This is a genomic window from Micromonospora sp. KC213 (genome assembly GCF_004348325.1).
GTDB lineage: Bacteria > Actinomycetota > Actinomycetes > Mycobacteriales > Micromonosporaceae > Micromonospora.
The window spans coordinates 1-26516 of the sequence record NZ_SMKF01000074.1 but is presented as its reverse complement, the minus strand read 5'-3'; the positions used below and the strand labels follow the sequence as shown (position 1 = coordinate 26516).

Sequence of the window (26516 nt, the reverse complement as noted above, 5' to 3'; positions counted from 1 at the left end):
GGGGTGGGCCTCGGGGGACCACTGCCAGGCCGTGCCGGCCGGTCACCACCGCGACGTCGCCGTCGGTGTCCGTACGCAGCACCCGGGCCCCGCCCCGCGTCAGTCGCCCCAGGATGGAGGGGTTGGGGTGGCCGTAGTCGTTGCGCGCGCCCACCGGCACCACGGCGACGGCCGGCCTTACCGCGTCCAGGAAAACCGGATCCTGGTAGGCACTGCCGTGGTGCGCGACCTTCAGCACCTCGGCCCGTAGCGCGTCGGGCGGAAGACGCTCCACCATGGCCCGCTGCTCCTCGGTCTCGGCGTCTCCGGTGAGCAGGATGCGCACCCCGCCGACGGTGGCCCGCAGCACCAGGGAGTTGTTGTTCGGGTCAGATCGGGTGCCGCGCATCGGGTACGGCGGGCCGAGAACCGTCAACTCCACCGCACCCGCCCGGTACGACCAACCGGCCGACGCGGCCCTCGGCACCACGATTCCGGCCGTCGCGGCGGCCACCATTTCGCGTCCGGCCGCCGGTTCGGCGAGCGCGGGCGTCACCACCCCGCCCAGCCGGCGGCTCCGCAGTACCCCGGCCACCCCGCCCACGTGGTCGACGTGGAAGTGGCTCACCACCAGCAACGACACCTCCCGCACGGCCAACCGGCGCAGGCAACCGTCCACCGCCGACGGCTCCGGGCCGGCGTCGACCACCACGGCTCGCCCGGCCGCCACCGGCAGCACCAGCGCGTCCCCCTGACCTACCGCGCAGCCGACCAGCACCCAGCCGGCCGGTGGCCAACCGGCGGCCAGGATGCGCACCGGCAGGGCACCCAGCACCGCCGCGACGGCGCAGACCGCCACCAGCCGCCGGACCACGGGACGCCGGGCGGCCAACAGCAGCGCCACGGTCAGCCCGGCCAGCAGCAGCGCTCCCGCCACCCCACCGGGCCAGGGCAGGTTACCGGCCGGCAACCGGGCACCCACCCGGGCCACCGTCACCAACCACCAGGCGGGCCAGCTCGCCAGCCAGGCCACGAACTCGGCTGCGGCCGGCCACCACGGCGAGACCGCGGCGGCCAGCACCCCGAGCACGGTGGCCGGCGCGATGGCCGGCACCGCCAGCAGGTTGGCCGGCACCGCCACCAGGCTGACCGTGCCGGAGATACCGGCCACCACCGGCCCGCAGGCGAGTTGCGCCGCTGCCGGCACGGCCAACGCCTCGGCCAGCCCGGCTGGCACGCCCCGCCGCCGCAGCGCGTCCCGCCAGTTGGGGGCGAGCAGCAGCAACCCCGCCGTGGCCAGAACGGAGAGCGCGAAGCCGGCATCCCCGGCCAACTCGGGGTCGATCAGCACCAGCACGGTCACCGCGGCGCCCAGTGCGGGCAGCGCGGCGCGGGGACGACCGGCGGCGAGCGCAGCCAGCCCGATCGCACCCATGGTGGCCGCCCGGACCACACTCGGCGACGGGCGCACCAGCACGACGAACCCGACCAGGGCCAGCCCGCAGAGCACAGCGCCCACCCGGGGACCGGCCCGAGCCCAGCGGACGAGCAGCAGGACCGCGCCGACCACGATCGCCACGTTGGACCCGGAGACCGCGTTGAGGTGGGTCATTCCGGTGGCTCGGAAGTCCTCCTCCACCGCGGCCGGCAGCGCGCTGGTGTCCCCGACCACCAGGCCGGGCAGCAGACCGCCCGGCTCGTCGGGGAGCGGGGCGCAGGCCCGTTGCAGGCCGGCGCGGAGCGCACCGGCGGCACGCTGCAGCCACGGTGGCCGCCCGTGCGGCACGGGCGGGCCGGCCACGATGAGCACGGCGGCGGTGAGGTCCCCGCCACGTGGCGCGGTCAGCCGCCCTTCGGCGGTGAGCCGCTGCCCCGGCAGCCGGCCCCGCCAGCCAGGGTCGGTCGCCAACAGCAGCACCCGTACCGGGGCGGCGACCTGCTGGCCCTCGGGTCCGGTGAGGTGGACCAGCTCGGCCGGGACCAGCAGGGTCGACGGGCGCCCCGGGGCGGCACGGACCGGGCGGGGGTCGTCGCGGACGACCAGCTCGGCGGTGACCCGAACGCGCTCGTCGACCAACGCGCGCAGGGGCGCGGCGTCCCGGACGGAGAGCCGGGCGGCGGTGACGCCGGCCCCGCAGACGACGCCGAGCAGCACCGCTACGGCGATCCAGCCGTGTTGCCGGAGCAGCCCGGTCGGCCGGCCGAGCCGGCCGAGCAGGTGCGCCGCGGCGGCAGCGGCGAGACCGGCGGCAGTGGCGGCGAGCACGGTGGTCGTCGCCGTGGTGAGGTGCAAGCCGGCCAGCGCGGCGAGCCAGGTCGCCGCCGCCAGCCCGGCCAGCCGCAGGTCCGGGGGATCCGGGGGGTCGGCGTCGCCCCGGTCGGCCGCCGTGATGCGCCCGTTCACACCGTCACCAGGTCCTTGAGCTGTTCGTACCGGGCGTCGCCGATTCCGTCGACCCGGCGCAGGTCACCCACCGACCGGAAGCCGCCGTGCTGGTCGCGGTGGGTCAGGATGCGCTGGGCGAGCACCGGGCCGACTCCGGGCAGCGCGTCGAGCTGGGCCAGCGTGGCGGTGTTCAGGTTGAGCCGTTCACCGACGCCGGGAGCCGCTGGGGCGGCGGGCGCGGCAACGCCAGGGGGTGCCGGTACGCCGATCACAATCAGCTCTCCGTCGGAGACCTTGCGGGCGGGGTTGAGCAGGGCGACGTCCACACCGGGCAGGGCACCGCCGGCGGCCTGCACCGCGTCGGCCACCCGCGCGCCGGCCGGCACCCGGACCAGGCCCGGACGGCGAACCTTGCCGGCGACCGCGACGACCAGCTCACCGGCGGGACCGGCGACCGTCTCCGGTGCGGCGGACGCTCCGGCCAGGGTCGACGTTTCGGGCAGGGCCGTGGCCGACGGACGGACCGGCTCGGCCTGCGGCCGGGACCGCCAGGCCCAGAAGCCGGCACCGAGCACCACCAGCACGGCGACGACGGCCAGCGCTCGTACGCCCCGACGCCCCGGATCGAACGCGCCCGGCCCGGGAAGTCGGGAGACCGGCGGCGCCGGCTCACCGTTGACCGGCGGAGTGGGCGGGGAGTCGTCAGCGCCGCCGTCGGACCGAGCGGGTGGGGAGTCGCCGGCCCGGGCGGCGGGCCACGGGGCGGCAGGGATCGCTGAGGGCCGCGGCGGGGCCGACCGGATGGCCGGAGTGGCCTGGGTGCCGGCGACCTGGGTGCTCCGAACCTGACCCGGCCAGGGCGTCGGGGACACCGGCACCGCCGCCGGCGGCAGTTCGTCCGGCAGCCGGGGCACCGGCGGCCGGTGTTCCGGGCCGGCGGCCCCGACCAGCCGGAGCAGCCGTCGCCGTATCCTCGTCTCCTCGTCGTCCGCCACGCCGGGAAGCTATCCGGCGGAGGGTCGTCGGCACCGGCCGGGAAAGCTGCCCTGTGGACAGCAGCGGCCCCTGTGGACAAGCCATCTGATCATGACCGGATCTGGTACAGGTCGCCTCTCCCCCGACCGTGGCCGGGCGTCCCCTACCGGCCGCGGCGGTGCCTCAGCCCGCCGGATCGGGGCGGCGGTGGACCACCACGCTGGCCAGACCGGGGCCGGCGTGGGCGGCGACCACGGCGCCGGCCTCCGAGACGTACGTCTCGTGCAGCCGCCCGCCGAAGCGGTCGGTGAGCGCCGCGACGAGCTGTTCGGCGCGTTGCGGCGCGGCGAGGTGGTGGACGCCCAGGTCGACGTCGGCGTCGCCGGCCGCCTCGACGGCGAGGTCGACCAGGCGGGCGAGGCCACGGCTGGCGGTGCGCACCTTGTCCCGGAGCACGATCGCGCCGTCCGCCATGTACATGATCGGCTTGACCGACAGGGCGGTGCCGAGCAGGGCCTCGGCCGCGTTGATCCGGCCGCCCCGGCGCAGGAACTCCAGCGTGTCGACGTAGAAGAAGGTGGTGGTGCGGGCGACGGCGGCCACCGCCGCGTCCCGGACGGTGGCCAGGTCGGCGCCGGCCCGGGCGGCGGTGGCGGCGGCAAGCACCGGGAAACCGAGGCCCATCCCGGTCCCGCGGCTGTCCACCACCGCGACGCGCTCGCCCGCCGCGCCGGCGGCCAGTTGGGCGGCTTCGACGGTGCCGGACAGCTCTGCCGACAGGTGCACCGACACCACACCGTCCGCGCCCGCGGCCAGCAGTTCCCGATACGTCCGGGCGAACTGTTCCGGTGCTGGGCGGGAGGTGCTGACGGAGACCCGCCGCTCGCCGAACGCGCGGGTGGCGTCGGACGGGCGGGTTTCCACCCCCTCCAACCCTTCGGCGCCGTTGAGCACGACGGTCAACGGCACCACCGTCAGCCGGTGCGCCGACACCAGCTCGGGCGGGAAGTAGGCGGTGGAGTCGGTGACGACCGCGACGGGCATGCCCGGCACGCTAGCCCATGCGGGGGTCGACCGCCCGGGCCGGACGGCTCAAACCGGCTCGGCGAGCGCCGGCCGGGTGATCAGGCCGACATTGTGGGCACGCAGGTGCCAGCCCCGGGCGTCGCCATGGCGCAGCTCCGTCCAGTGGCAGTTGCCCAACGAGCCGACGGCACGCAGGACAGGGTGAGGCCAGCCGAGCAGCTGACCGACGCCCTGCCGGGCGGCGCCGCCGTGCGTGGTGACCACGACTGTGCCGCCGGCGGCGAGGTCGGCGGCGTCCTGGAACGCCGCGCCGAGTCGCCTGCCGAGGTCGTCAAGGGCTTCGACACCGGCACCGGGGTCGGGGTCGCCGGCCCGCCAGCGGGCGTACTCGGTGGGGAACCGCTCGGCGACCTCGGTGAGCAGCAGCCCCTGCCACTGGCCGAAGTGCCGCTCGCGCAGCCGGACGTCGGTGCGTACCGGGAGGCCGGTGACCTCGGCGAGAGCGGCGGCGGTCTCCGCGGCCCGGCTGAGGTCCGAGCTGACGATCACGTCGGGCCGCAGTTCGGCCAGCAGCGGCGCGGCGGCCCGGGCCTGGTCGCGGCCCCGGTCGTTGAGGGGGACGTCGGTCTGCCCCTGCACCCGACTGGCGACGTTCCAGTCGGTGTTGCCGTGCCGCCAGACGATCAGACGGGTCATTCGGCGGCGGAGGCGTCGGCCTCGACCAGATCCCGGTCGACGAACGGGAGCTGCGGGCAGTCCTTCCAGAGCCGGTCGAGGGCGTAGAACTCGCGCTCCTCGGTGTGCTGCACGTGGACGACGATGTCGACGTAGTCGAGCAGCACCCAGCGGCCGCCCCGCTCGCCCTCGCGGCGCACCGGCTTGGCCTTCTCGGGCAGCTCCAGCAGGCGCTCCTCGATGGCGTCGACGATGGCCAGCACCTGCCGCTCGTTGGGAGCGGAGGCGAGCAGGAACGCGTCGGTGATGGCGAGCTGGTCGCCCACGTCGATGATGACGATGTCCTGGGCCTTCTTGTCAGCCGCGGCCTGCGCGGCGGCCATCGCCAGCTCGTGAGCGCGTTCGGAAACTGTCACCGTTCTCCTTCGATCATCCGTGCGACCCTCCCAGCGTCTCACACCCGGCGGAGTAACGACTCGTCAGTTTCGCCCGACTACAGGGACGAAGTACCCCAAAACCGGACCAAGCATCCGAAACGAGGCGCGATCACTGCTGATAGAGCCGGCGTTTGGCGATGTACTGCACCACACCGTCCGGCACCAGGTACCAGACGGGCTCGCCCCGGGCCACCCGGGCGCGGCAGTCGGTGGAGGAGATCGCCATCGCCGGTACCTGCACCAGGCTCACCGAGTCGGCCGGCAGGTGCTTGTCGGAGAGCGCGAATCCGGGCCGGGTCACCCCGATGAAATGGGCCAGTTCGAGGACCTCGTCCAGATCCTTCCAGGACAGGATGCGGCCCAGCGCGTCCGCGCCGGTGATGAAGTACAGCTGCACCTTCGGGCCGTAATGGGCGTGCAGGTCACGCAGGGTGTCAACGGTGTAGGTGGGACCACCCCGGTCGATGTCGACCCGGCTGACCTGGAAGCGCGGATTGGAGGCGGTGGCGATCACGGTCATGAGGTAGCGGTCCTCCGCCGGAGTGACCGGCTGGTCCGCCTTCTGCCAGGGCTGGCCGGTGGGGACGAACACCACCTCGTCCAGGCCGAACCGGTCCGCCACCTCGCTGGCCGCCACCAGGTGTCCGTGGTGAATGGGATCGAAGGTGCCGCCCATGATCCCGACCCGCCGGCTGCGCTCCTCCATCCCATGATCGTAGGCCGCCCGTTCCCGCCGCCGGCCAACGGTCCGCCACGGTCACGGTTGCCGGGCGGGTCAGGCCGAGGCGGCGGCGACCGCCGTGCGGGCCACCAACGCGCGGCGCAGGTCGTCATCCAGGTCGGTCACCCACCGGCGCAGGCCGGGCGTGAGGTCGTCGCGGGCCAGCAGCGCCCCGGCCAACTCCCGGGTGGACTGGGCCACGGCGTAGCGGGGGAACGCCAGGGTGGTGATCCGATCCGCCACCCACGGCGTACGCAGCCGCGCGGTGGCCGGCATGTCGGCGAAGTACCGCTCGACGTACCCGGCGGTCAGCTCGGCCTGCTCGGGCTGCCAGAAGCCCTCCGCCGTGGCCTCGACGAGGCGGTTGGACAGTTCCGTGGCGCGGGTGATGATCCCCCACGCCACGCGCTTGGCGTCGGCGTCCGGCAGTGCGGCGCGGCAGCGGGCGGCCCACTCGGCCCCGACGGCACTGCGGTCGGCGGCCGCCTCGGCAGCGATCTCGGCCTCGCCGGCACCGCCCAGCACCACCAGGCGCAGCAGCAGCGCCCAGCGCAACTCGGCGTCGACGGCCAGCCCTTCCGGTACGCCCGCCCCGGCCAGCCAGCCGGTGAGCAGTCCGGTGTCGGTGGTGGCGGCGATCAGCCCCCGCGCGGCGGCGAGCTGGGTGGAACCGCCAGCGGGTGCCCTGGCGAGCAGGCCGGCGCACGCCCCGGCGACCCGCAGCAGGGCGGCGTCACGGGCGAGCGGGTCGAGGTAGCGGTCGATCAGGCCGCGGCTGAGCCCGAGTACCTCCTCCGCGATGATCACCTCGGTCTCGGCGGGCAGCGCCGCCACGATCAGCGACACCAGCGCCGGGACCGGCCGTTCCCCGTCGCGGGCGGCGTCCAGCGCCTCGCCCCACAACAGGGCTCGGGCCAACGGGTCGGCCAGCCCGGGCAGCATGATCGGCACCGCGTCCGCCGAGGCCGGATCGAGGCGGATCTTGGCGAAGGTCAGGTCACCGTCGTTGGGCAGCAGCAAGCCGGTGGCCGGCTGGCCGATCAGCGCGCTGACCTCGGTACGGCCCCGGTCGGTGTCCGGGTCGAGATCCAGCTCGACCCGGGACACCGCGCCGTCGGCGGCGTACCACCCGACGCCGATGTGGTGCGGGCGGAGCACCGGGTGCGACGCGGGAGCGGTCTGCGTCACGGCGACGCTGCTCCAGCGGCCGTCGGCGTCCACCGCCGCCTCCATCCGCAGCGTGTTCACCTGGGCCCGGCGCAGCCACCGCTCCGCCCAGCCGCTGAGGTCCCGGCCGCTAGCGGCGCCGAGGGCGGCGAGCAGGTCGGCCAGGGTGGCGTTGCCGAAGAGGTGCGCGGCGAAGTGGGCGTTGAGGCCGGCGAGGAAGGCCTCGTCGCCGAGCCCCGCGACGAGCTGGCGGAGCACGCTGGCGCCCTTGGCGTAGGAGATGCCGTCGAAGTTGAGCAGGCCCTCGGCGGCGTCGGCGACCTGCTCCGGAGCGACCGGATGGGTCGACGGCCGCTGGTCTGCGGTGTAACCCCACGCCTTGCGGCGGATCGCGAAGGTCGTCCAGGCCCGGTGGAAACGGGTCGCCTCGGCGGTGACCCGGGTGCCGAGGTACTCCGCGAAGGACTCGTTGAGCCACAGGTCGTCCCACCAGCGCATGGTGACCAGGTCACCGAACCACATGTGCGCCATCTCGTGGGCGATGGTGGTGGCCCGCAGCTCCCGCTGGGTGTCGGTGACCGCCGAGCGGAAGATGTAGTCGTCGCGCAGGGTGACCAGGCCAGGGTTCTCCATCGCGCCCGCGTTGAACTCGGGCACGAACGCCTGGTCGTACTTCGCGAACGGGTAACGCTCGGCGAAGAGCTGGTGGAACCGGTCGAGGCACTGCTTGGTGACGGTGAGCACCTCGTCGAGGTCGGCGTCCAGGTGGGTGGCGAGCGAACGTCGACAGTAGACCGCCAGCGGGATGCCGTCGTGCGCGTCGCGCCGGACGTGCCACGGGCCGGCGATCAGTGACACGAGGTAGGTGGCCAGCGGTGGGGTCGGGGCGAACTCCCAGCGCCCGGGCCACGGGTTGGCGGCGAGCTGCCCGTTGGCCGCGGCCGTCCACTGTGGCGGGGCGGTGACCGACAGGGTCACCGGTGCCTTCAGGTCCGGCTGGTCGAAGGCGGCGAAGATCCGCTGCACATCGTCCAGGAAGGACATCGCGTAGAGGTAGGTCTCGCCGTCGGCCGGGTCGACGAAGCGGTGCATCCCCTCGCCGGTGTTCGAGTACGCCATCTCCGCGCTGACGGTGAGCGTGTTCTCCGCGGCCAGCCCGGTCAGCGGCAACCGGTTCTCCGCCAGCGCACCGGGGTCGAGGTCACGGTCGTTGAGGCGTACGCCGCGGAGGGCCGCCGGCTTGACCTCGACGAAGGTCGCCGCCCCGGGTGTGGCCCGGAACCGGATGGTGGCGGTGGAGCGGAAGTGGTCGCCGCCGCCGGTCAGGTCCAGGTCCACTTCGTAGGACCCGACGGTGATCAGTGCGCGACGCGCGGTCGCCTCTGCACGGGTAAGGCTCGGCATCCGCTTATCCTGCCCGACGGAGAGCCGGACGGCTCTTGCGATACGCATGGCGATGGAGGACCAACAATGGGTCAGCACCCCAAGGGCGATTTCGACCTGTCCCGAGCGGTCTGGCAGCGGGCCGAGGGCGACACCTCTGACAGCGCGGTCGAGGTCGCCTTCGTCGACGATCTGATCGGCATGCGCAACTCCGCCGAGCCGGACGGCCCGGTGCTGGTCTTCACCCAGGCCGAGTGGGACGCCTTCGTGGCGGGCGCCCGCGACGGCGAGTTCGACCTGGACTGAGCGGCCCGTCACCCGTCCCCCTCGCCCCAGCCCAGGCCGCCCGGGCCGGGGGCGTGGTGGAAACCGGGATGGCCGGTCACGTCGGCGCAGCGTTCCCCGTCGGGACCGACCGCGTCGCAGAAGATCCGCTCCGCCCGGTGCCAGGCGTCCGCCGGGGAGAGGGCCGTCGCGGCCAGCACCAGCTCCGGGCGGAGCAGGCTCAACGCCTCGGCGTACGCCACGGCCAGCTCGCGGGCCTGCTCCGGCCCGTCGGCGGCGAAACCCAGGTGGACGGTGAAGTGTCGCGCGGGCCGGCGAGCGCGCCGAGACGGCGCGACCAGCGGCGGATCGGCCCGGCCGGGGCCGGTCGCCGCAGCCCGGCGCATCGCCTCGGTCACCGTGCGCTGACGCCAGTACGGCGGCGTGTTCTCTCGCATGCGTCCTCCCCGTGGTGATCAGGCAACCGGCGCTCGCGCCGGTCCGCTGACGAGCCAACCAGGTTTCCGGCGTTCGGGGAGGGGCCAGCGGACCGCGCCGGTGCGGCCCACAGCCGCCGCACGGGACGGACACGGGCGGGTCGGCGGAGGAATGATTGCCCGGGACGGGGGTAGAACCGGCCGGTCACCGGCCGCCTATGACCGCGTCAGGAGAGCCCCGATGGCCGCCACGCCCGCCGACCGCAGCCCGGAGAGCACCCTGGCCTTCCTCCGCGAGGGGTACCGGTTCATCAGCACCCGGTGCGAGCGCCTCGGCAGCGACATCTTCACCACCCGGCTGATGCTGGAGCCGACCATCTGCCTGCGCGGCCGGCCGGCCGCGATGCTCTTCTACGACACCGAGCGCTTCCAGCGGGCCGGGGCGGCGCCGAAGCGGGCACAGCGGACGCTGACCGGACGCGGTGGCGTGCAGGGACTGGACGGGCAGGCGCATCGCGACCGCAAGGGGATGTTCCTGTCGCTCATGACGCCGGCTGCGATCGGCCGGCTCGGGCAGCTCTTCGCCGACGAATGGCGGGCCCGGATCCCGGCCTGGGAGGCCGCCGGCCCGGTGGTCCTGTACGACGAGGTCGCCTGCGTGCTCATGCGGGCGGTCTGCGCCTGGGCCGGGGTGCCGCTCGCCGAGCGCGAGGTGGCGCGGCGGACCGGCCAGATGCACGACATGATCACCGGCGCGGTGTCGGTCGGCCCCCGGTACCTGCGCGGGCTGCTCAGTCGGCGCCGCGCCGAGCACTGGATCGGCGACCTGGTGGAGCGGACCCGGGCGGGCACCCTGGCCGCGCCGGAGGGCAGCGCGTTGCGGACCATCGCCCTGCACCGGGATCCGCGGGGGCGGCTGCTGCCCCGCCGGATCGCCGCGGTGGAGCTGATCAACGTGCTGCGTCCGACCGTGGCCGTCGACCGGTACGTGGCCTTCGCCGCGCTGGCCCTGCACGACCATCCGGCCTGGGTCGACCGGGTCCGCAGCAGCGACGAGGCCACCGAGTGGTTCGTGCAGGAGGTCCGCCGGTACTACCCGTTCTTCCCGATGGCCGCCGCCCGGGTCCGGCACGCCTTCGACTGGCAGGGCCACCACTTCCCGGCCGGCCGTCGGGTGCTGCTCGACCTGTACGGCACCAACCACCACCCGCACCTGTGGCCCGAGCCCGAGCGGTTCCGCCCGGAACGCTTCGCCGGCTGGCGGGACGACCCGTACGGCTTCGTGCCGCAGGGCGGCGGTGACCACCTGGCCGGGCACCGCTGCGCCGGCGAGTGGGTCACCATCGAGTTGATGAAGCAGGCGGTGGGCCTGCTGACCACCGCGATGCGGTACCGGATGCCACCGCAGGACCTGGCCGTGGACCTGGCCCGGGTGCCGGCGCGGCCGCCCAGCGGGGTCGTCCTGGACGACGTTCGCCGCGCCGGCTGACCCGGCCCGGCGCTCAGCGCACCGGGTGCAGGACGCTGCGCAGGCAGCCGTCCCGCTTCTTCTCGAACAGCTCGTACCCGCGCACGCCGTCCTCCAGCGCCAGCGGGTGGGTCGCCAGGTAGCCGGGGTCGATCTCCCCGGCCGCGAGCCGGTCCAGCAGCATCGGGATGTAGCGCTGGGCGTGCATCTGTCCCATCCGCAGCACCAGCGCCTTGTTCATCGCCGCGCCGAGCGGGAACTTGTCGACCAGCCCGGCGTAGACACCGACGATGCTGACCGTGCCGCCCTTGCGACAGGCCATGATCGCCTGGCGGACGGAGGTGGGGCGGTCGAGGGTCAGCCGGGCGCTCTGCTTCACCCGGTCGTACGCGTAGCCCGGCCCGACGTCGTGCGCCTCCATCCCGACCGCCTCGATGCAGGCGTCCGGGCCCCGACCGGCGGTCATCTCCCGCAGCGCCTCCAGCACGTCGGTGTCGGCGTAGTTGATCGTCTCCACGCCCAGCCGGGCGGCGGCGGTGGCGAGCCGCTGCGGCAGCCGGTCGATGACGATGACCCGTTCGGCACCGAGGATCTGCGCCGACCGGGCGGCCATCTGCCCCACCCCGCCAGCGCCCCACACGGCGACGACCTCCCCACCCTTGAGCCCGCAGAAGTCGGCGGCCATCCAGCCGGTCGGCAGGGCGTCGGAGGCGAAGACCACCGCGTCGTCGGGCACCCCGTCGGGGACCGGGAAGGCTCCGACGTCGCCGAACGGCACCCGGATGTACTCGGCGTGGCTGCCGGAGTAGCCGCCGGCGGCGTGCGAGTAGCCGAGGATGCCAGCCGGCGCGTGGCCCCAGAGCTTCTCGGTGAGGACCGGCTGGGCGTTGGAGTTGTCGCAGAGCGAGAACTGTTCGGTGCGGCAGTACCAGCAACCACCACAGGCCACCACCGAGCCGACCACCACCCGGTCGCCGACCCGCAGCCGCTGCACACCGGGCCCGGTCTCCACCACCTCGCCCGTGAACTCGTGGCCGAGGATGTCCCCCTCTCGCATCGCCGGCAGGTAGCCGTTGATCAGGTGCAGGTCCGAGCCGCAGACGCTGCTGGCCCGCACCTTGACGATGATGTCCCCCTCGGCCCGGATTCGCGGCTCGGGCACGTCCCGCACCGCCAGCTTGCCGACCCCTTCCCAGCAGAGCGCCCTCACGCCCGTCCTCCCGTCGTCAGCCTCTCCCGCAGCCTGTCGGTCGCCGCCTCCTGCCGCTGGTCCCGGCCGGACGGATCCCGCCGGGTGTCGATCACCTGCCCGCACTCGATCAGCGACTTGATCCGCCGCAGCGCGTCCCGCAACCCCTGGTCGGGTTCCGCACCCCGCACCAGGCCGAGCGCCCGACGCACCGGGCCGCCGAACCGGTAGCGCAGCTCGACGCGGATCTCGGTGCCCCGGTCCCGGGGCGCGGGCACCAGGTCCACCCGCCCCTGCTGCGGGACCGGGCCCGCCTCGACCCGCCAGCTCAGCCGGCGCGGCCCGGTCACGGTGATCTCGGCACGCCACCCGGTGCGGCCGGCCCGGTCCCTCGCCACACAGCGCCACCGGTTGTCGTCGAGCTGTTCGAGGGTGGCCCAGCCAGCCAGGGCCCGGTCCAGCCGTTCCCGATCGGTCCAGAAGCCGACCAGGGCGTCCATCGGCCGGTCCACGGTGATCCCGCGCCGCACCACGTACCAGCCGTCACGCCGGTCCGGCTGGTGGCGACGCCGACGCCGGGCGACCGTCGCACCGACGCCGAGCGCGGTCGCCGTGGTGGCACCGAGCAGCGCCCACCTTGTCGCGTTGCTGGTCATCACGTCTCCTCCGCCCCGGGGTGTCCGGATGGACACCGGTATCCGCAGCGCTACCCCGGCAGCACGCCTCGAAACGGTCGCCCGCACCCGCCCCGGCAGCCGAGGGGCCCGCGCGGCTCGTGGCCACCTCCGGCGTCCGCCGGAGGTGGCCACGAGCCGCGCGGTCATCGAACGCTCAGTGCCGCACCTGCTCGTACGACTGCCGCGCCTGGTCCTTCACGTCGTGGGCGGCCGACCTGCCGTCCTCCTGGACGGTCCGTACGGCGTCCTGCGCGGTGGCGCGCACCGCCTCGGTGGCGTGCCGCGCCGGCTCGCGCAACTCGTCGCCGAGCTCGGCGGCGACCGCGCCGAGCTTCTGGGTCACCACGCCACCGTGCTCGGCGGCCTTCTCCCTGACCTGGGTGGCCAGCTCCTGTTCGCGCCGGCTCGCCGGGATGAGCGAGGAGACCAGCATGCCCACGCCGAACGCGATCACGCCGGCGGCCAGCGGATTGCCCTCGGACCGCTGCCGGATCACCTGCGGTGCCCGGTGGGCGGCGTCGGTGACGGTGGTGGCCGCGGAGGAGGCGTGGTCCCCCATCGAGTGGACGGCGTGGCTGGTGCTGTGGCCGAGGTCGGAAGCGCTTCCCATCACCTTGTCCTTCGCGTTGTGCAGGGCGCTGCGCACCCGCTGCTTACGGTCGTCGATGATGCGGCCCGGACTGACCTTGTACGCCAGGGCGTCCACGTCCGCGCTGAGGCTGCTGCGGGTGGCCTCGATCTCCCGGCGGATCTGGGCGGGGTCGGTGCTCATCGGATGACTCCCTCCGGCTGGGGCTTGAGTGCGTCGGGGATCTGTCGCACGCTGTCGTTGGTCTGCTTCAGGCCACGGATCCGCTCGGCGTTCCGCTTGCCCAGCGAGTAGAGGGCCGCGGCGATGGCCGCCCAGATGAGGGCGACGATCAGGCCGGCCCAACCGGCGTCCATCACGTTGGACAGCCCGGCCCAGAGTGCGATGGAGAGAAACAGCGCCACCATGTAGCCGCCGAAGCCGGCACCGCCGTAGAACCCGGCGGCCCGGCCCGCCCTTCGGCCCTCCTGGCGCAGCTCGGCCTTGGCCAGCTCGACTTCCTGGCGTACCAGGGTGGACAGGTCGGCGGTGACCGACCGCATCAGCTCACCGATGGAGCTGCCCCTGACCTCGTCCGCGGTGTGCGGGGCACCCGCGGGGCGGTGACCGGAGTCCAGTCCGGCCCTCTGCTGCGTCGACGTGCTCATGTCGCCGCCTCCGTTCGGATGTCGGATCGGTCACGGACGGGTGGTGCCGCTGGCGGGCACGCCCGGCAGCGGGTCGGTCTGGCTCACCGGCGGCAGCGGCTGCCGGGTGCCGCCGGCCGGGTCGGCGTGGCTGGTCGTGGTGCCGTGGTCCGGGTGGGCCGAGTAGCCCGGGTCGGGCTCGGCGTAGGTGCCCGGGGTCGGGTCGAGGTACCCGCCCGGCGGAACCGCGTCCGGCGCCGGCGTCGGGATGACCGCGGTGCGGTCCGGGTCGTAGCCGTCGGCCGAGCCGTACCCGGGGCCGCCGGTGGGTCCAGTGGGGCCGCCCGACTCGGCGGTCAGACCCTTGGCGAGGCGGCCGGCGACCACGCCGAGCAGGGCCGCGCCGACCAGGAAGGTGCCCGGGTTGCGGCGGGCGTAGCTCTTCACCTCGTGGAGCAGGTCGCCCGGCTCGCGGGCCTCCAGCCAGCCGGCCACGCCGTGCACCCGTTCGGCGGCCTGATGGGCCAACTCGGTCACCGGGCCGGCCTGGCTGCTGTTCTGCGCCATGGCGCGCATCTCCTCGGCCAGCGAGCGCAGCCCACCGGCGGCCCGGCGCTGCTGGTCGCCGGCCTGGGTGGTGAGCTGCTGGCGGGCCTCGCCATAGAGGTCGCGGGCCTGGCGCTTCGCCTCGCCGACGACCTCCTGGCCCTGATCGCGTGCGGTCTGGACGACGTTGCCGCCGGCGTTGGCGGCTTCGCCGCCGACCTGGCGGGCCTGGTGCCGGACACCACCGCCGTTGTCGCTGTGCTGGTGCCCGTACGTCGTGGTGGAGAGATCGTAGGTCATGGTTTCCCTTCCGCTCGGACGTTCTCGTCGCGGTCGCGTACTGGGGGATCGCCGACCGTCACGTCGGCATGACCTCTGCGGTACCCCCGGCCGTCGGGTCCATACCTGATTCGCCATTTCTCTGCCCCTCGCGGCGGACCGGTCACAGAATGTGAGCAGTGTCCGGCGGTTCACGGGGGTGACGAGCGATGGCGCACAACGTACGCCGACCGGCGCGGGCCGGTGCCCGGATCAGGACGGTCGCCGCCGCGGTGGCGGGCGTCTTCGTCCTGGTCGGCGTGCTCGGCTTCGTCCCCGGCGTCACCACCGGCTACGGGGAGATGACCTTCGCCGGCCACCACTCCGGCGCGAGACTGCTCGGCCTGTTCCAGGTGTCGGTCCTGCACAACCTGCTGCACCTGATGTTCGGCCTGGTCGGGCTGGTACTGGTACGCAGCGTCGGCGGCGCCCGGCTCTTCCTCGTCGGGGGCGGTGCCGCCTACCTCGGGCTGTGGATCTACGGCTTGGCCATCGACCGGGAGAGCGCAGCGAACCTCATCCCGGTCAACGCCGCCGACAACTGGCTGCACCTGGCGCTCGGCTTCGGCATGCTCGCCCTCGGGCTGCTGCTGTTCAACGCGGCGGGCACCGGCGGCGAGTTGGACACCCCGTTCGACCGCCCCTGATCCGCCGCACCCGAAGCGCCCGGCGTGTCCGGGTTTGATCGTTCTGTCGTCGGGGCACCGGAAGACTGACGACGGGGCTGACGAGGAGGTCATGATGCCACGGTGGATCCGGGACAACGCCCTGAGCGCGGTGATGCTCGGCGCGTTCGTCGTCTTCCTGGTGCTGCAGAGCATCTTCGGCTGGCACACCCACAACGAGGAGTTGGCCGAGTACGGAGCCCGGCCGATCGGCTGGCTGGCGTACCTGGGCAGCGGGCACTTCGCCGAGTCCGTCTTCGAGAACTGGGAGTCGGAGTTCCTCCAGATGGGCGGCTACGTGTTACTCACCGCGTACCTGACCCAACGGGGCTCGGCCGAGTCCAAACCGGAGGGCCAGACCGACCGGCCGGCCGACGACGAGCGCCGGGCCGGACCGGACTCCCCCTGGCCGGTACGCCTCGGTGGCCTTCCGCTGGCGGTCTACCGCAACAGCCTCTCCCTCGCCCTGCTGCTGATCTTCCTCGGCTCGTTCGTCGGCCACCTCCTCGGCGGCACCGCCGAATACAACCAGCAGCAGGCGCTGTCCGCCGGTGCCCCGCCGATCAGCGCCTGGGACTTCCTCGGCACCAGCGAGTTCTGGTTCCAGTCCATGCAGAACTGGCAGAGCGAGTTCCTCGCCGTCGGGGTGCTGATCCTGCTGAGCATCTTCCTGCGCCAGCACGCCTCCCCGGAGTCCAAGCCGGTGACCGCCGCGCACGCCGAGACCGGGGCCTGAGCACCCGTCCCGCTCTCCTCGCCGGCCGGAGGCACGGCCCGGGGCTCAGGCCGCGACCGGCAGATGCTTGGCGAAACAGACGCTGTACGGGTTGTGCACGTACTCGCCGTACACCGGGATCGGCTCGTACCCGCCGGACGTGTAGAGACGGATCGCCGCCGGCAGGTAGACCCCGGTCTCCAGACAGAGCACCGAGTGCCCCTGCTGGAACGCCAGCTCCTCCAACGCGGTCAGCAACTGCCGCGCGATGCCCCGCCCCCGGTACGCCGGCCGGACGTACATCCGCTTCAGCTCGCCGGTGGTCGCGTCGAGGGCCTGGACACCACCGCAGGCCACCGCTCGGCCGTCGACGACCACCGCCAGGTAACGGATGTCGTCGTGGGTCACGATGACCTGGCCGTCCAGACCTCCGTCGGCCTCCCGCAGCTCCCGCTGCTGGGCGGTGACCAGGGCGTCGATCTCGGGGTCGGTGGCGGGACGGGACTCGATCAGCATGCGCCCACGCTATGCCGGGGCCGTTTCGCGAAGGTTTCCGGTGAACGACCCCAACACGTCCGGCACCAGACCAGCCCCTACTCCCAGTCCTCGTCGTCCACCGGCTCCGGCGGCGCGGCCTCCACCTCGTCGGCGGGCCGCTGCCGGCGTGCCTTGCGGGCGGCCAGCCGCTCGGCGGCCGCCGGACGGGTCGACTTGTCCTCCAGCCGGATGTCGGTGCCCCGGCTGCCCGGCACGAAGTCGACTCCGGCGTAGAGCGTCGGCTGCCAGTCGAACTCGCGGTCGCCGATGCGGACCAGGTCGCCCGGGTTGGCCCCGGCCTTGGCCAGTTTCTCCTCGACCCCGAGCCGGGCCAGCCGGTCGGCGAGGAAACCCACGGCCTCGTCGTTGTCGAAGTTCGTCTGCCGCACCCACCGCTCGGGCCGTACGCCGCGCACCGTGTACGAGCCGTCGGGCTCCTGCTCGATGGTGAAGCCGGCGTCGTCGACCGCCTTCGGCCGGATCACGATCCGGGTCGGCTCGGCCGGCGGCGCGGCGGCCCGGGACTGCTCCACCAGTTCGGCCATGGCGAAGGTGAGTTCCTTGAGGCCCTCGCGGGTGGCCGTGGAGACCTCGAAGACCCGGAAGCCACGTGCCTCCAGGTCGGGCCGGACGATCTCGGCGAGGTCACGCCCGTCCGGCACGTCGATCTTGTTCAGGGCGACCAGGCGTGGCCGGTCGGTGAGCCCGCCGTACTCGGTCAGTTCGGCTTCGATGGTGTCGATGTCGGCCAGCGGGTCACGGCCGGGCTCCAGCGTCGCGGTGTCGACCACGTGCACGAGTACGGCGCACCGCTCGACGTGGCGGAGGAACTCCAGGCCGAGCCCCTTGCCGGTGGCCGCGCCGGGGATCAGGCCCGGCACGTCGGCGACGGTGAAGGTGTGGTTGTCCACCCGGACCACGCCCAGGTTGGGCACCAGCGTGGTGAACGGGTAGTCGGCGATCTTCGGCTTGGCCGCGGAGATCACCGAGATCAGCGACGACTTGCCGGCCGACGGGAACCCGACCAGGCCGACGTCGGCGACGCTCTTGAGTTCCAGCACCACGTCCAGCCGGTCACCGGGTTCGCCGAGCTCGGCGAACCCGGGCGCCTTGCGCCGGGCGTTGGCCAGCGAGGCGTTGCCCCGGCCGCCACGTCCGCCACGGGCCGCCTCGAAGGTGGTGCCCGCCCCGACCAAGTCGGCCAGGACCGTGCCGTCCAGGGTCTGCACCACGGTCCCGTTGGGCACCTTGACCAGCAGGTCACGGCCGTTGGCGCCGTCCCGGTTCGAGCCGGCGCCACCCTTGCCGTTCTCGGCCTTCAGGTGGGGGCGGAAATGGAAGTCCAGCAGGGTGGTCACCTGCGGGTCGACCACCAGCGACACGGAGCCGCCGTGCCCGCCGTCGCCGCCGTCCGGCCCGCCGAAGGGCTTGAACTTCTCCCGGTGGATCGAGACACAGCCGTGCCCGCCGTCGCCGGCCTGCAGGTGCAGGACGACCCGGTCAACGAACGTCGTCACGACGCCAATCCTTCCAGCGAGGTCCGTCCCCGCACGCGAAAAAGGCGAAGCGGGCCGGGACCCAAGGTCCGCGGCCCGCAACGCCTTCCAACTACTGCTGCGGCACGATGCTGACGGTCTTGCGACCGCGCTTGGTGCCGAACTGGACCGAGCCGGCGGCCAGCGCGAAGAGCGTGTCGTCGCCGCCCCGGCCGACCATGTCACCGGGGTGGAACTTGGTGCCACGCTGCCGGATGATGATCTCACCCGCGCTGACGACCTGACCACCGAAGCGCTTCACGCCGAGCCGCTGGGCCGCGGAGTCACGGCCGTTACGCGAGCTGGACGCACCCTTTTTGTGAGCCATTGGAGGACGACCTACTTCCCGCTGGAGATGCCGGTCACCTTGACCTGGGTCAGCGGCTGGCGGTGACCCTGGCGCTTGTGGTAGCCGGTCTTGTTCTTGAACTTGTGGATCCGGATCTTAGGGCCCTTGGTGTGCGCGGCGATCTCGCCGGACACCGAGACCTCGGCAAGCTTCGCCGCGTCGGTCACCAGGTCGTCACCGTCGACGAGGAGCACCGCAGTGAGCTTCACCGCGTCGCCGGGGGCACCGGCGAGCTTCTCGACCTCGATCACGTCGCCCTCGGCGACCTTGTACTGCTTGCCGCCGGTCTTGACGATCGCGTACATCGGAGGCGGACTCCCTGTCGTTGAGGCTGCTAGCGTCTTTTCCCACCGTTACCGGTCGGTCGTTCCCACGGCGACTCGCCGGGTAGCAGTGACACCGGCGGCGCGGGCACGCGGGAACTCGGCACACCAAAGTGCGCCGCAGGAAAGAGTACGCCATGGACCGGCCGAGACCCAAACCGGCCCCGCCCGGTCAACGCCCGCAGAGCTGGTCGAGGCGCTGCTGGAGGCGGTCCAGCTCGGTCTCGTCGATCGACTCGACATCGGTGCCGAGCGTGCCCACCTCGGTGGCCAGCTCGGTGAGCAGGGTCTTCAGCTGTGGATCGGTGGCCCTTGCGGACTGCTGCCGCAACGCCGTACGCCAGCCGGTCAGCGCCGACTCCGCCTGCTTTCGGGCGGTCTGCGCCCCGGCGGTGTCGTTGGCGCCGACCGCCGCGATCATCCTGCCCAGTTCCTCCACGTACGTGCGTACCGCCGTCGCGGCGGCCGCCTCGGCCTCCGCGCAGACCTGGGGACCGTTGCCGCCGGCCGGCGCGACGCTGACCGGGGCGGAGGGCAGCAGTGTCGCCGGGGCTGCCGAACCGGCCGCGCCCGTGCTGGCGGACCGGTCGGGAGGGATGCCGTCGGCCCGGTCACCGGAGCAGCCGGAGCCGGTCAGCAGGGCGGTGGTCACCACGGTGGCGGTGAGCAGGCGGCGCATACGTCTTCTCCTGTCCGGGGGGACCGATCGTAAGACCGGTCCGGGGGGACGCGACAGAGCCCCCGTCCGGCGGTGCGCCGGAGCAGGGGCCCTGGGGGGAACGTCGGCGTCAGCCGGTCACGGACGGGTACGCCGACGGGCGCCGGCCCGCCGGGACCGACGTCGACCAACGCCGCCCTCACCCTCGATGTCGGTGTCCCCGTCGCCCAGCGCGTCCGGGTCGTCCGCGCCGGCCAGCCGCGCGGACTCGCCCTCCTGGGCGTCGGCGATCGCCGGCGCCGCCGGGGTGTCCGCCTCGTAGCGGGACAGGTCGTAGCCCATGGTGTCGTGGTAGTCGGCGTCGGTGTCCGGGGCGGTGACCTCGGCGGCCTCCGTCGTCTCCACCACCGTCCGCTCGGCCGCCGCACCCTTGCGGGAGCGTCGCCGGGACGACCCGGCGGCCGGCTCCGCCGAGGTGGGAGCCGGCGCCGAGGCGGGAGCCGTCGACGAGGCGACCGCCCGGACCTTCTCCCCCGCGCCGCCCGAACGCGGCTTCTCCGGCACCGGCTCGGTGTGCATGATCAGGCCGCGACCCTTGCAGCACTCACAGGTCTCACTGAACGCCTCCAGCAGGCCCGCGCCGATCCGCTTGCGGGTCATCTGCACCAGGCCCAGCGACGTGATCTCGGTGACCTGGTGCTTGGTCCGGTCCCGGCCGAGGCATTCGGTGAGCCGGCGTAGCACCAGCTCGCGGTTCGACTCCAGCACCATGTCGATGAAGTCGATCACCACGATGCCGCCGATGTCGCGCAACCGGAGTTGGCGCACGATCTCCTCGGCCGCCTCCAGGTTGTTGCGGGTGACCGTCTCCTCCAGGTTGCCCCCGGAGCCGGTGTACTTGCCGGTGTTGACGTCGATGACGGTCATCGCCTCGGTGCGGTCGATCACCAGCGAGCCGCCGGAGGGAAGGAAGACCTTGCGGTCCAGCCCCTTGATGATCTGCTCGTCGATCCGGTACTCGGCGAAGACGTCGGCGGTGCCGACGTGCCGGCGCAGCCGGGCGACCAGGTCCGGCGAGACGTGCGACAGGTACGACTCGACCACATCGTACGACTGCGCGCCCTCGATGACCAGCTCGCGGAAGTCCTCGTTGAACAGGTCCCGGACCACCCGGATGACCAGGTCCGGCTCCTCGTAGAGCAGCACCGGGGCACCACCCTCGGCGGCCTTGGCCTGGATGTCCTCCCACTGCGCCTGGAGCCGCTTGACGTCGCGGGCCAGCTCGTCCTCGCTGGCGCCCTCGGCGGCCGTCCGGACGATCACCCCGGCGCCGTCGGGCACCAGCTTCTTCAGCACGTCCCGCAGCCGCTTGCGCTCGGTGTCGGGCAGCTTGCGGCTGATCCCGGAGGCGTTGCCGTTGGGCACGTAGACCAGATGCCGACCGGAGAGCGCGATATGGCTGGTCAGCCGAGCACCCTTGTGCCCGATCGGATCCTTGGTGACCTGGACCAGCACCGAGTCGCCGGAGCGCAGCGCCTGCTCGATGGAGCGGGCCCGGCCCTCCAGGCCGGTGGTGTCCCAGTTCACCTCACCGGCGTACAGCACGGCGTTGCGACCGCGCCCGATGTCGACGAAGGCCGCCTCCATGCTGGGCAGGACGTTCTGCACCTTGCCCAGGTACACGTTACCGGCCATGGTTCCGGAGGAGTTGCGGGTGACGTAGTGCTCGACCAGCACGCCGTCCTCGAGGACGGCGATCTGGGTGCGGTCGCCGCGCTGGCGGACCACCATCACCCGGTCGACCGCCTCCCGGCGGGCCAGGAACTCCGACTCGCTCAGGATCGGCGGGCGGGTGCGCCGCTGCTCACGGCCGTCCCGGCGGCGCTGACGCTTGGCCTCCAACCGGGTCGAGCCGGAGACGCCCTGCACCTCGTCGACGGCCTTGCGCGGCTCACGGATCTTGACGACGGTCGGCACGCCGTCGTCGGCGTCCGTCTCGACGTCCCCGGCGCCCCGACGGCGACGGCGCCGCCGACGGCGGGTCATCCCGTCGCCGTCGCCGTCGCCCTCGCCCTCCTCGTCGGCCTCGCCCGCCTCGTCCTCGGCCCGGGCGGCCTCCTCGGTCTCCTCCTCGTCGGTGTCCTCGGCGCCACCCTTGCCGCGACCGCGGCCCCGGCGGCCCCGGCGGCGGCGGCGACGGCCGGCGGCGGTCTCGTCGTCGTCCTCCTCCTCTTCGGCCTCCTCGGCCTCGGCGGTGGGCTCCTCCTCGACGATCTCGACGACGTCGGCGACCTCGATCTCCCGGCGGCCCCGACGACGCCGGCGTCCGGTCTCGACCGGTTCCTCCTCGGCGACCTCGGCGGCCGGGCCGGGCTCGACCACGCGGAAGACCGGCAGTTCCTCCGGCTGCGGGGCCATGAACAGGACGGTGGGCGCGGAGACCGCGGCCCGTCGGCGGCGGGTACGCGGTTCCGGCCCGGTCGGCTCCGGCTGCTCACCACCGGTCACCGCGACTCCCGGCGGGATCTCGCCCGCCCGGCTCTCGGCACCGGACGCGGCGACGGCCGGCACGGCGGCACCGGAGTCGGTGGCGGCCGGTTCGGTGGCCTCCGCCTCGGCGGCGACCTCGGGCGCCACCCTCTCCTCGTCGGCGGTCTCGTCGTCGGCGAGTTGCCCAGCAGCCTCGTCGAGGCTCTCCTCGTCGACAGCGGTGGGCTCGGTCGGCGCCGCCGCCTCCACGGGCGGCGCCTCCTCGGCAGCGACCGCCCCGTACTCGGCCGGCGGGGCGGGCTCGGCGAGGGCTTCGACGACCGGTTCGGCGGCCTTGCGTCGTCGGGTGCGGGTCACCTTCGCCGGGGGTGCGGCCTCGGCGGGGTCCTCCTGGGCCGCGACCGGCTCGCCCGTGGCCTTGGCGGGTGCCGCCTTACGCCGACGGCGGGTGGTCTTGGCGGCGGTGTCCAGTTCCCCGGCGACCGGGGCGAACACCTCGGCCTGGTGCGACTCGTCGGTGCCGGACGGGGCGCTGGGCGACGCCTCGGCGGGGGCCCCGACCTGCTCCGGCTGGTTCAGCGGCGCCACCTTGCGCCGGGTGGCGCGGCGGCGCTTCGGCGCGGTCTCCAAGGTGGCGGCGTTGGTGCTCTCGGCGGTGTCGCCGGCCGGCTGCGTGCCGGTCCGTTCGCCGCCCTCGGGCTCGTTCTCGAGCATGGACGTTCTCCAGTTCTGGCTGCCCCGGGCGCGGGTGAGCGCTGCCACGCAGGGTTGCCGCAAAAGTGTTTCCGCCGGACGCGCGAGGTGCGCGACCGCCGAAGTCTGCCTGCCCAGAGCGTTGACCGTCGGTCAGCGCTCTCCGATGGATGCCCCGTCGCGATCCGCGTCCAACGGATCCACGATCGCGCCCTGCGCGGTCAGCGTGCCCTGCGCCAGCCGGGTCACCCTGGGCGAGACCGGCGGCTCCAGGTCGGCCACCACGCGGAGGCCGGAAAGGACGTCATCGGGCCGTACGGACGGGATGACCTGCCGTACGACCAGTTCAAGTATCGCACACGGTACGTCCGGAGCCTCGGAAGGCGTCGCCACGGGCGGAGCGACATCGATGCGCATCACGGCCGCACGGGCGTCGAAGGTCCGCCGGCCCTGCTTGGTCATCCGCTCGACGAGCACCTCGTCGGCGGCGGTGAACGCGGCCACCGCCCGGTCCAGCGCGGCCGGCTCGACCTGGGGCATCTCGATGCGCCAGTGCGAGGCCTCGATCCGGTCGGCCAGGCTGCCCCCCTGGGCCACCACCGCGTCGAGCACGTCCAGGCCGGGCGAGAGCGCGGCGTCCAGCGCGCCGCGCAGCCGCGCCGGGTCGACCGGCTCCCGCAGGCCGATCTCCAGGTATTCGGCCTCGCTGGCCACGCCGGTCGGGGCGGCGCTGGCGTAGGAAATCTTGGGGTGCGGGGTGAAGCCCTGCGAGAAGGCGATCGGTACGCCGGCCCGGCGCAACGCCCGCTCGAAGGCCCGGGCGAAGTCCCGGTGCGAGGTGAAGCGGAGCGGGCCACGCTTGGCGTACCGGATCCGGACGCGCTGGACGACCGGCGCCTGCCCGCCCTCCGGCTGTGGTTTCCTGCTGATCGTCGTGCTCCTCGTTCGGTCAGAACCAGTTGATCATGAAGTTACCGGCGGCGACACGCCGTGCCGGAGACGATAACCTCATGATCACCGGGCAGAGTGGGGCGCGCGGACCCTACTGGGAGGCGGCGGCGGGGAACTTCAGGCCGTTGACCGGAGTGAGCGGGAGCAGCTTCTTCCCCGTCGGGCCGATCTGGATCTCGGTGTCCATGGCCGGACACACGCCGCAGTCGAAGCACGGCGTCCAGCGGCAGTCGTCCTGCTCGTACTCGCCGAGGGCGTCCTGCCAGTCCTGCCAGAGCCAGTCCTTGTCCAGGCCGGAGTCCAGATGGTCCCAGGGCAGGACCTCCAGCTCGTCACGCTCCCGGGTGGTGTACCAGTCCAGGTCGACCCCGAAGGCCGGCAGCACCTCGGCGGCGGCCTCCACCCAGCGCTGGTACGAGAAGTGCTCGCTCCAGCCGTCGAACCGGCCGCCGTTCTCCCACACCCGGCGGATCACCGCGCCGACCCGTCGGTCACCCCGGGACAGCAGGCCCTCGATCAGCGACGGCTCACCGTCGTGGTAGCGGAAGCCGATCGCCCGCCCCAGCGACCGGTCCGCGTTGATCGCCTGCTTGAGCAGCTTGAGCCGGTGGTCGATGACCTCCGGGCGCTCCATCGAGGCCCACTGGAACGGGGTGTGCGGCTTCGGCACGAAACCACCGATGGATACCGTGCAGCGGATGTCCCTGCTGCCGGTGGCCGCCCGGCCGGCGCGGATGACCTCGTGCGCCATGTCCGCGATCTCCAGGACGTCGGCGTCGGTCTCGGTGGGCAGCCCACACATGAAGTAGAGCTTCACCTGCCGCCAGCCGTTGGTGTACGCGGTGACGACGGTGCGGATGAGGTCGTCCTTCGACACCATCTTGTTGATGACCTTGCGGATCCGCTCCGAGCCGCCCTCCGGGGCGAAGGTCAGACCGGTACGCCGGCCGTTGCGGGACAGCTCCTGCGCCAGGTCGATGTTGAAGGCGTCCACCCGGGTCGACGGCAGCGACAGCGACACGTTCGTGCCCTCGTACTGCTGGGCCAGGCCGGAGCACATGTCGCCGATCTCCGAGTGGTCGGCCGACGACAGCGACAGCAGGCCGACCTCGTGGAAGCCGGAGAACTCCAACCCCTGCTGCACCATCTGGCCAACGGTGGTGATCGAGCGTTCCCGCACCGGGCGGGTGATCATCCCCGCCTGGCAGAACCGGCAACCCCGGGTGCAACCCCGGAAGATCTCCACCGCGTACCGCTCGTGCACCGTCTCGGCCAGCGGGACGAGCGGCTTCTTCGGGTACGGCCAGGCGTCCAGGTCCATCGTCGTGCGCTTGTGCACCCGGAACGGCACGTCCGGGCGGTTCGGCACCACCCGCTGGATCCGGCCGTCGGGCAGGTAGTCCACGTCGTAGAAGCGCGGCACGTAGACGCTCTCGGTGCGGGCCAGCCGCAACAGCAGCTCGTCACGCCCGCCGGGCGAACCCTCCGCCTTCCACTCCCGCACGATCGCGGTGATCTCCAGGACCGCCTCCTCGCCGTCGCCGAGCACCGCGGCGTCGACGAAGTCGGCGATCGGCTCCGGGTTGAACGCGGCGTGGCCGCCGGCGAGGATCACCGGGTCGGCGTCGGTACGGTCGGCCGCGAGCAGCGGGATGCCGGCCAGGTCGATCGCGGTGAGCAGGTTGGTGTAACCCAGCTCGGTGGAGAACGAGACGCCGAACACGTCGAAGGCACGCACCGGGCGGTGCGCGTCGACGGTGAACTGCGGCACGCCGTGGGCGCGCATCAGCTTCTCCAGGTCCGGCCAGACCGCGTACGTCCGCTCGGCGAGGGTGTCCGGCAGCTCGTTGAGCACCTCGTAGAGGATCTGCACACCCTGGTTGGGCAGGCCCACCTCGTACGCGTCGGGGTACATCAACGCCCAGCGCACGGTTGCCGCGTCCCAGTCCTTGACCACCGCACCCAGCTCGCCACCGACGTACTGGATGGGCTTGGTCACCTGGGGCAGCAGCGGCTCCAGCCGGGGCCAGACCGACAGCTCCAGGTCGCGGCGTGGCGACGGACCCACCGAGCCGGGGCCGTCGCCGGAATTGGCCGCGGCGGGGCGCGGCGTCGTGGACGGGACACTCATGATGCCCAAGGGTACGCGCTTGCCGACCCGGCACCGCGCGGCACCGGTACGCTCGCCACCGGTGGTTCGCGGCCCACAGCGGTGACGCGGATCGCGGTGACTGGCGGTCCGGTACTAACCTCGCTACCGGCGCGAGAGGAGATTGCCGCGATGCCGCAGCCGCAGCCGGGTCCGGACCGGCCGGCCGAGGGAAGCACGCCGGTCACCGGCCCGGACCGGGATCCGGCCGGCACCGGGGACCGGGATCCGGCCGGCACCGGCCCGGATGGGGCTCCGGCCGGCGTCCCTGACGACGCCGGCGTCGACCTCGGGGCCGGCTCGCCCGAGCCCGACACCGCGCCGAGCACCGCCGCCCCGGACCGCACCCACGTCGACGTCCGGCCACCACCGGACCGGACGCGGGTGGATCACGAGCCGCCGCCCGCACCGCGCTGGAGCGGGTCGGCCGCGGTCCCACCTCCGCTGCCGCGGCGACCTGCCTGGGGCGAGTCCGCCGAGCCCACCCCGGTCCCGCCGCCGGAGCCGCCGGAGCACCGCACGCCGGTGGACCCGTGGGCGGGCGTGGACACCGGCACCTGGGAGCTGGACGAGCACCACCACCTGCCC

Annotated in this window: 25 protein-coding genes and 1 pseudogene; 5 read left to right on the top strand and 21 right to left on the bottom strand. The window is 73.4% G+C overall.

Going from position 1 to position 26516, the window contains the following annotated elements; all coding sequences use genetic code 11:
- The 7 genes from E1166_RS16640 to pepN all read right to left on the bottom strand — a co-directional run.
- Positions 1 to 2383 (bottom strand): ComEC/Rec2 family competence protein (locus E1166_RS16640; protein WP_207914273.1); only part of this gene is annotated, 2383 nt, incomplete at its 3' end.
- Positions 2380 to 3360: a helix-hairpin-helix domain-containing protein gene (locus E1166_RS16635; protein WP_243710382.1), complete on the bottom strand. Its 981-nt coding sequence runs from the start codon at positions 3358 to 3360 to the stop codon at positions 2380 to 2382. The genes E1166_RS16635 and E1166_RS16640, both read right to left, overlap by 4 nt.
- Before the next feature lie 163 nt (positions 3361 to 3523).
- A complete protein-coding gene (locus E1166_RS16630; protein WP_132339927.1) occupies positions 3524 to 4384 on the bottom strand; it encodes a DegV family protein in 861 nt (286 codons plus the stop codon).
- A 48-nt stretch (positions 4385 to 4432) separates the two neighbouring features.
- Positions 4433 to 5062 carry a histidine phosphatase family protein gene (locus tag E1166_RS16625; protein WP_132270528.1) on the bottom strand — a complete coding sequence of 210 codons (630 nt, stop codon included), beginning with the start codon at positions 5060 to 5062 and terminating at the stop codon, positions 4433 to 4435.
- On the bottom strand, positions 5059 to 5457 hold the full coding sequence (gene rsfS / locus E1166_RS16620) for a ribosome silencing factor (protein ID WP_132270525.1): 399 nt from the start codon (positions 5455 to 5457) through the stop codon (positions 5059 to 5061). The genes E1166_RS16625 and rsfS overlap by 4 nt, the downstream gene beginning before the upstream one ends.
- 130 nt (positions 5458 to 5587) lie before the next feature.
- Positions 5588 to 6184: a nicotinate-nucleotide adenylyltransferase gene (gene nadD, locus E1166_RS16615; RefSeq protein WP_132270523.1), complete on the bottom strand. Its 597-nt coding sequence runs from the start codon at positions 6182 to 6184 to the stop codon at positions 5588 to 5590.
- A 69-nt stretch (positions 6185 to 6253) separates the two neighbouring features.
- Positions 6254 to 8770, bottom strand: coding sequence for an aminopeptidase N (pepN, locus tag E1166_RS16610; protein ID WP_132339925.1), 2517 nt, complete (start codon positions 8768 to 8770; stop codon positions 6254 to 6256).
- Positions 8771 to 8836: 66 nt separating this feature from the next.
- Between pepN and E1166_RS16605 the strand changes: the two genes are divergently transcribed.
- Complete coding sequence (locus E1166_RS16605) at positions 8837 to 9055, top strand: DUF397 domain-containing protein (protein WP_132182299.1); 219 nt, start codon at positions 8837 to 8839, stop codon at positions 9053 to 9055.
- 8 nt (positions 9056 to 9063) lie between these two features.
- Here the strand turns inward: E1166_RS16605 and E1166_RS16600 are convergent, their stop codons facing one another.
- The gene (locus E1166_RS16600; protein ID WP_132339923.1) at positions 9064 to 9471 is read right to left on the bottom strand and encodes a hypothetical protein; all 408 of its coding nucleotides are present in this window, start codon (positions 9469 to 9471) and stop codon (positions 9064 to 9066) included.
- Positions 9472 to 9691: 220 nt separating this feature from the next.
- On the opposite strand from E1166_RS16600, the gene E1166_RS16595 reads away from it, so the two are divergent.
- Positions 9692 to 10939, top strand: coding sequence for a cytochrome P450 (locus E1166_RS16595; protein WP_132339921.1), 1248 nt, complete (start codon positions 9692 to 9694; stop codon positions 10937 to 10939).
- Positions 10940 to 10952: 13 nt separating this feature from the next.
- Here the strand turns inward: E1166_RS16595 and E1166_RS16590 are convergent, their stop codons facing one another.
- The 5 genes from E1166_RS16590 to E1166_RS16570 form a co-directional block, all read right to left on the bottom strand.
- On the bottom strand, positions 10953 to 12128 hold the full coding sequence (locus E1166_RS16590; protein WP_132339919.1) for a zinc-dependent alcohol dehydrogenase: 1176 nt from the start codon (positions 12126 to 12128) through the stop codon (positions 10953 to 10955).
- Positions 12125 to 12763: an SRPBCC family protein gene (locus E1166_RS16585; protein ID WP_132339917.1), complete on the bottom strand. Its 639-nt coding sequence runs from the start codon at positions 12761 to 12763 to the stop codon at positions 12125 to 12127. Before E1166_RS16585 ends, E1166_RS16590 begins: the two co-directional genes overlap by 4 nt.
- 175 nt (positions 12764 to 12938) lie before the next feature.
- Positions 12939 to 13556, bottom strand: coding sequence for a DUF3618 domain-containing protein (locus tag E1166_RS16580; protein WP_132339915.1), 618 nt, complete (start codon positions 13554 to 13556; stop codon positions 12939 to 12941).
- Positions 13553 to 14020, bottom strand: coding sequence for a phage holin family protein (locus E1166_RS16575; protein ID WP_132339913.1), 468 nt, complete (start codon positions 14018 to 14020; stop codon positions 13553 to 13555). The genes E1166_RS16580 and E1166_RS16575 overlap by 4 nt, the downstream gene beginning before the upstream one ends.
- 30 nt (positions 14021 to 14050) lie before the next feature.
- Positions 14051 to 14845, bottom strand: coding sequence for a hypothetical protein (locus E1166_RS16570; protein WP_132339911.1), 795 nt, complete (start codon positions 14843 to 14845; stop codon positions 14051 to 14053).
- Between the two features lie 188 nt (positions 14846 to 15033).
- Between E1166_RS16570 and E1166_RS16565 the strand changes: the two genes are divergently transcribed.
- A complete protein-coding gene (locus E1166_RS16565) occupies positions 15034 to 15510 on the top strand; it encodes a DUF4383 domain-containing protein (RefSeq protein WP_132268593.1) in 477 nt (158 codons plus the stop codon).
- A gap of 94 nt (positions 15511 to 15604) precedes the next feature.
- Positions 15605 to 16264, top strand: coding sequence for a DUF6766 family protein (locus tag E1166_RS16560; RefSeq protein WP_132339909.1), 660 nt, complete (start codon positions 15605 to 15607; stop codon positions 16262 to 16264).
- 45 nt (positions 16265 to 16309) lie between these two features.
- Here the strand turns inward: E1166_RS16560 and E1166_RS16555 are convergent, their stop codons facing one another.
- From E1166_RS16555 to E1166_RS16520, 8 genes are all read right to left on the bottom strand, one after another.
- The gene (locus E1166_RS16555) at positions 16310 to 16759 is read right to left on the bottom strand and encodes a GNAT family N-acetyltransferase (RefSeq protein WP_132339907.1); all 450 of its coding nucleotides are present in this window, start codon (positions 16757 to 16759) and stop codon (positions 16310 to 16312) included.
- 77 nt (positions 16760 to 16836) lie between these two features.
- On the bottom strand, positions 16837 to 18297 hold the full coding sequence (obgE, locus tag E1166_RS16550) for a GTPase ObgE (RefSeq protein WP_132339905.1): 1461 nt from the start codon (positions 18295 to 18297) through the stop codon (positions 16837 to 16839).
- A gap of 91 nt (positions 18298 to 18388) precedes the next feature.
- The gene (gene rpmA / locus E1166_RS16545; protein ID WP_132268603.1) at positions 18389 to 18643 is read right to left on the bottom strand and encodes a 50S ribosomal protein L27; all 255 of its coding nucleotides are present in this window, start codon (positions 18641 to 18643) and stop codon (positions 18389 to 18391) included.
- A gap of 11 nt (positions 18644 to 18654) precedes the next feature.
- On the bottom strand, positions 18655 to 18969 hold the full coding sequence (gene rplU / locus E1166_RS16540) for a 50S ribosomal protein L21 (RefSeq protein ID WP_132268606.1): 315 nt from the start codon (positions 18967 to 18969) through the stop codon (positions 18655 to 18657).
- A 190-nt stretch (positions 18970 to 19159) separates the two neighbouring features.
- Positions 19160 to 19666: a hypothetical protein gene (locus tag E1166_RS16535; protein WP_132339903.1), complete on the bottom strand. Its 507-nt coding sequence runs from the start codon at positions 19664 to 19666 to the stop codon at positions 19160 to 19162.
- 117 nt (positions 19667 to 19783) lie between these two features.
- On the bottom strand, positions 19784 to 22849 hold the full coding sequence (locus tag E1166_RS16530) for an Rne/Rng family ribonuclease (RefSeq protein WP_132339901.1): 3066 nt from the start codon (positions 22847 to 22849) through the stop codon (positions 19784 to 19786).
- Between the two features lie 132 nt (positions 22850 to 22981).
- Positions 22982 to 23701: a TIGR03936 family radical SAM-associated protein gene (locus tag E1166_RS16525; RefSeq protein WP_132339899.1), complete on the bottom strand. Its 720-nt coding sequence runs from the start codon at positions 23699 to 23701 to the stop codon at positions 22982 to 22984.
- Between the two features lie 169 nt (positions 23702 to 23870).
- Positions 23871 to 25910 (bottom strand): TIGR03960 family B12-binding radical SAM protein, encoded by a 2040-nt coding sequence (locus tag E1166_RS16520; protein ID WP_132339897.1) that lies wholly within the window; start codon positions 25908 to 25910, stop codon positions 23871 to 23873.
- Between the two features lie 150 nt (positions 25911 to 26060).
- On the opposite strand from E1166_RS16520, the pseudogene E1166_RS32080 reads away from it, so the two are divergent.
- Positions 26061 to 26516 (top strand): annotated as a pseudogene (locus E1166_RS32080) (hypothetical protein); the annotation flags it as partial.

Coding starts and splice junctions, on each gene's coding strand:
- E1166_RS16630 (WP_132339927.1), bottom strand. CDS start 4,384: ATGCCCGTCGCGGTCGTCACCGACTCCACCGCCTACTTCCCGCCCGAG.
- E1166_RS16625 (WP_132270528.1), bottom strand. CDS start 5,062: ATGACCCGTCTGATCGTCTGGCGGCACGGCAACACCGACTGGAACGTC.
- nadD (WP_132270523.1), bottom strand. CDS start 6,184: ATGGAGGAGCGCAGCCGGCGGGTCGGGATCATGGGCGGCACCTTCGAT.
- pepN (WP_132339925.1), bottom strand. CDS start 8,770: ATGCCGAGCCTTACCCGTGCAGAGGCGACCGCGCGTCGCGCACTGATC.
- E1166_RS16605 (WP_132182299.1), top strand. CDS start 8,837: ATGGGTCAGCACCCCAAGGGCGATTTCGACCTGTCCCGAGCGGTCTGG.
- E1166_RS16600 (WP_132339923.1), bottom strand. CDS start 9,471: ATGCGAGAGAACACGCCGCCGTACTGGCGTCAGCGCACGGTGACCGAG.
- E1166_RS16595 (WP_132339921.1), top strand. CDS start 9,692: ATGGCCGCCACGCCCGCCGACCGCAGCCCGGAGAGCACCCTGGCCTTC.
- E1166_RS16585 (WP_132339917.1), bottom strand. CDS start 12,763: ATGACCAGCAACGCGACAAGGTGGGCGCTGCTCGGTGCCACCACGGCG.
- E1166_RS16580 (WP_132339915.1), bottom strand. CDS start 13,556: ATGAGCACCGACCCCGCCCAGATCCGCCGGGAGATCGAGGCCACCCGC.
- E1166_RS16575 (WP_132339913.1), bottom strand. CDS start 14,020: ATGAGCACGTCGACGCAGCAGAGGGCCGGACTGGACTCCGGTCACCGC.
- E1166_RS16570 (WP_132339911.1), bottom strand. CDS start 14,845: ATGACCTACGATCTCTCCACCACGACGTACGGGCACCAGCACAGCGAC.
- E1166_RS16565 (WP_132268593.1), top strand. CDS start 15,034: ATGGCGCACAACGTACGCCGACCGGCGCGGGCCGGTGCCCGGATCAGG.
- E1166_RS16560 (WP_132339909.1), top strand. CDS start 15,605: ATGCCACGGTGGATCCGGGACAACGCCCTGAGCGCGGTGATGCTCGGC.
- E1166_RS16555 (WP_132339907.1), bottom strand. CDS start 16,759: ATGCTGATCGAGTCCCGTCCCGCCACCGACCCCGAGATCGACGCCCTG.
- rpmA (WP_132268603.1), bottom strand. CDS start 18,643: ATGGCTCACAAAAAGGGTGCGTCCAGCTCGCGTAACGGCCGTGACTCC.
- rplU (WP_132268606.1), bottom strand. CDS start 18,969: ATGTACGCGATCGTCAAGACCGGCGGCAAGCAGTACAAGGTCGCCGAG.
- E1166_RS16535 (WP_132339903.1), bottom strand. CDS start 19,666: ATGCGCCGCCTGCTCACCGCCACCGTGGTGACCACCGCCCTGCTGACC.
- E1166_RS16530 (WP_132339901.1), bottom strand. CDS start 22,849: ATGCTCGAGAACGAGCCCGAGGGCGGCGAACGGACCGGCACGCAGCCG.
- E1166_RS16520 (WP_132339897.1), bottom strand. CDS start 25,910: ATGAGTGTCCCGTCCACGACGCCGCGCCCCGCCGCGGCCAATTCCGGC.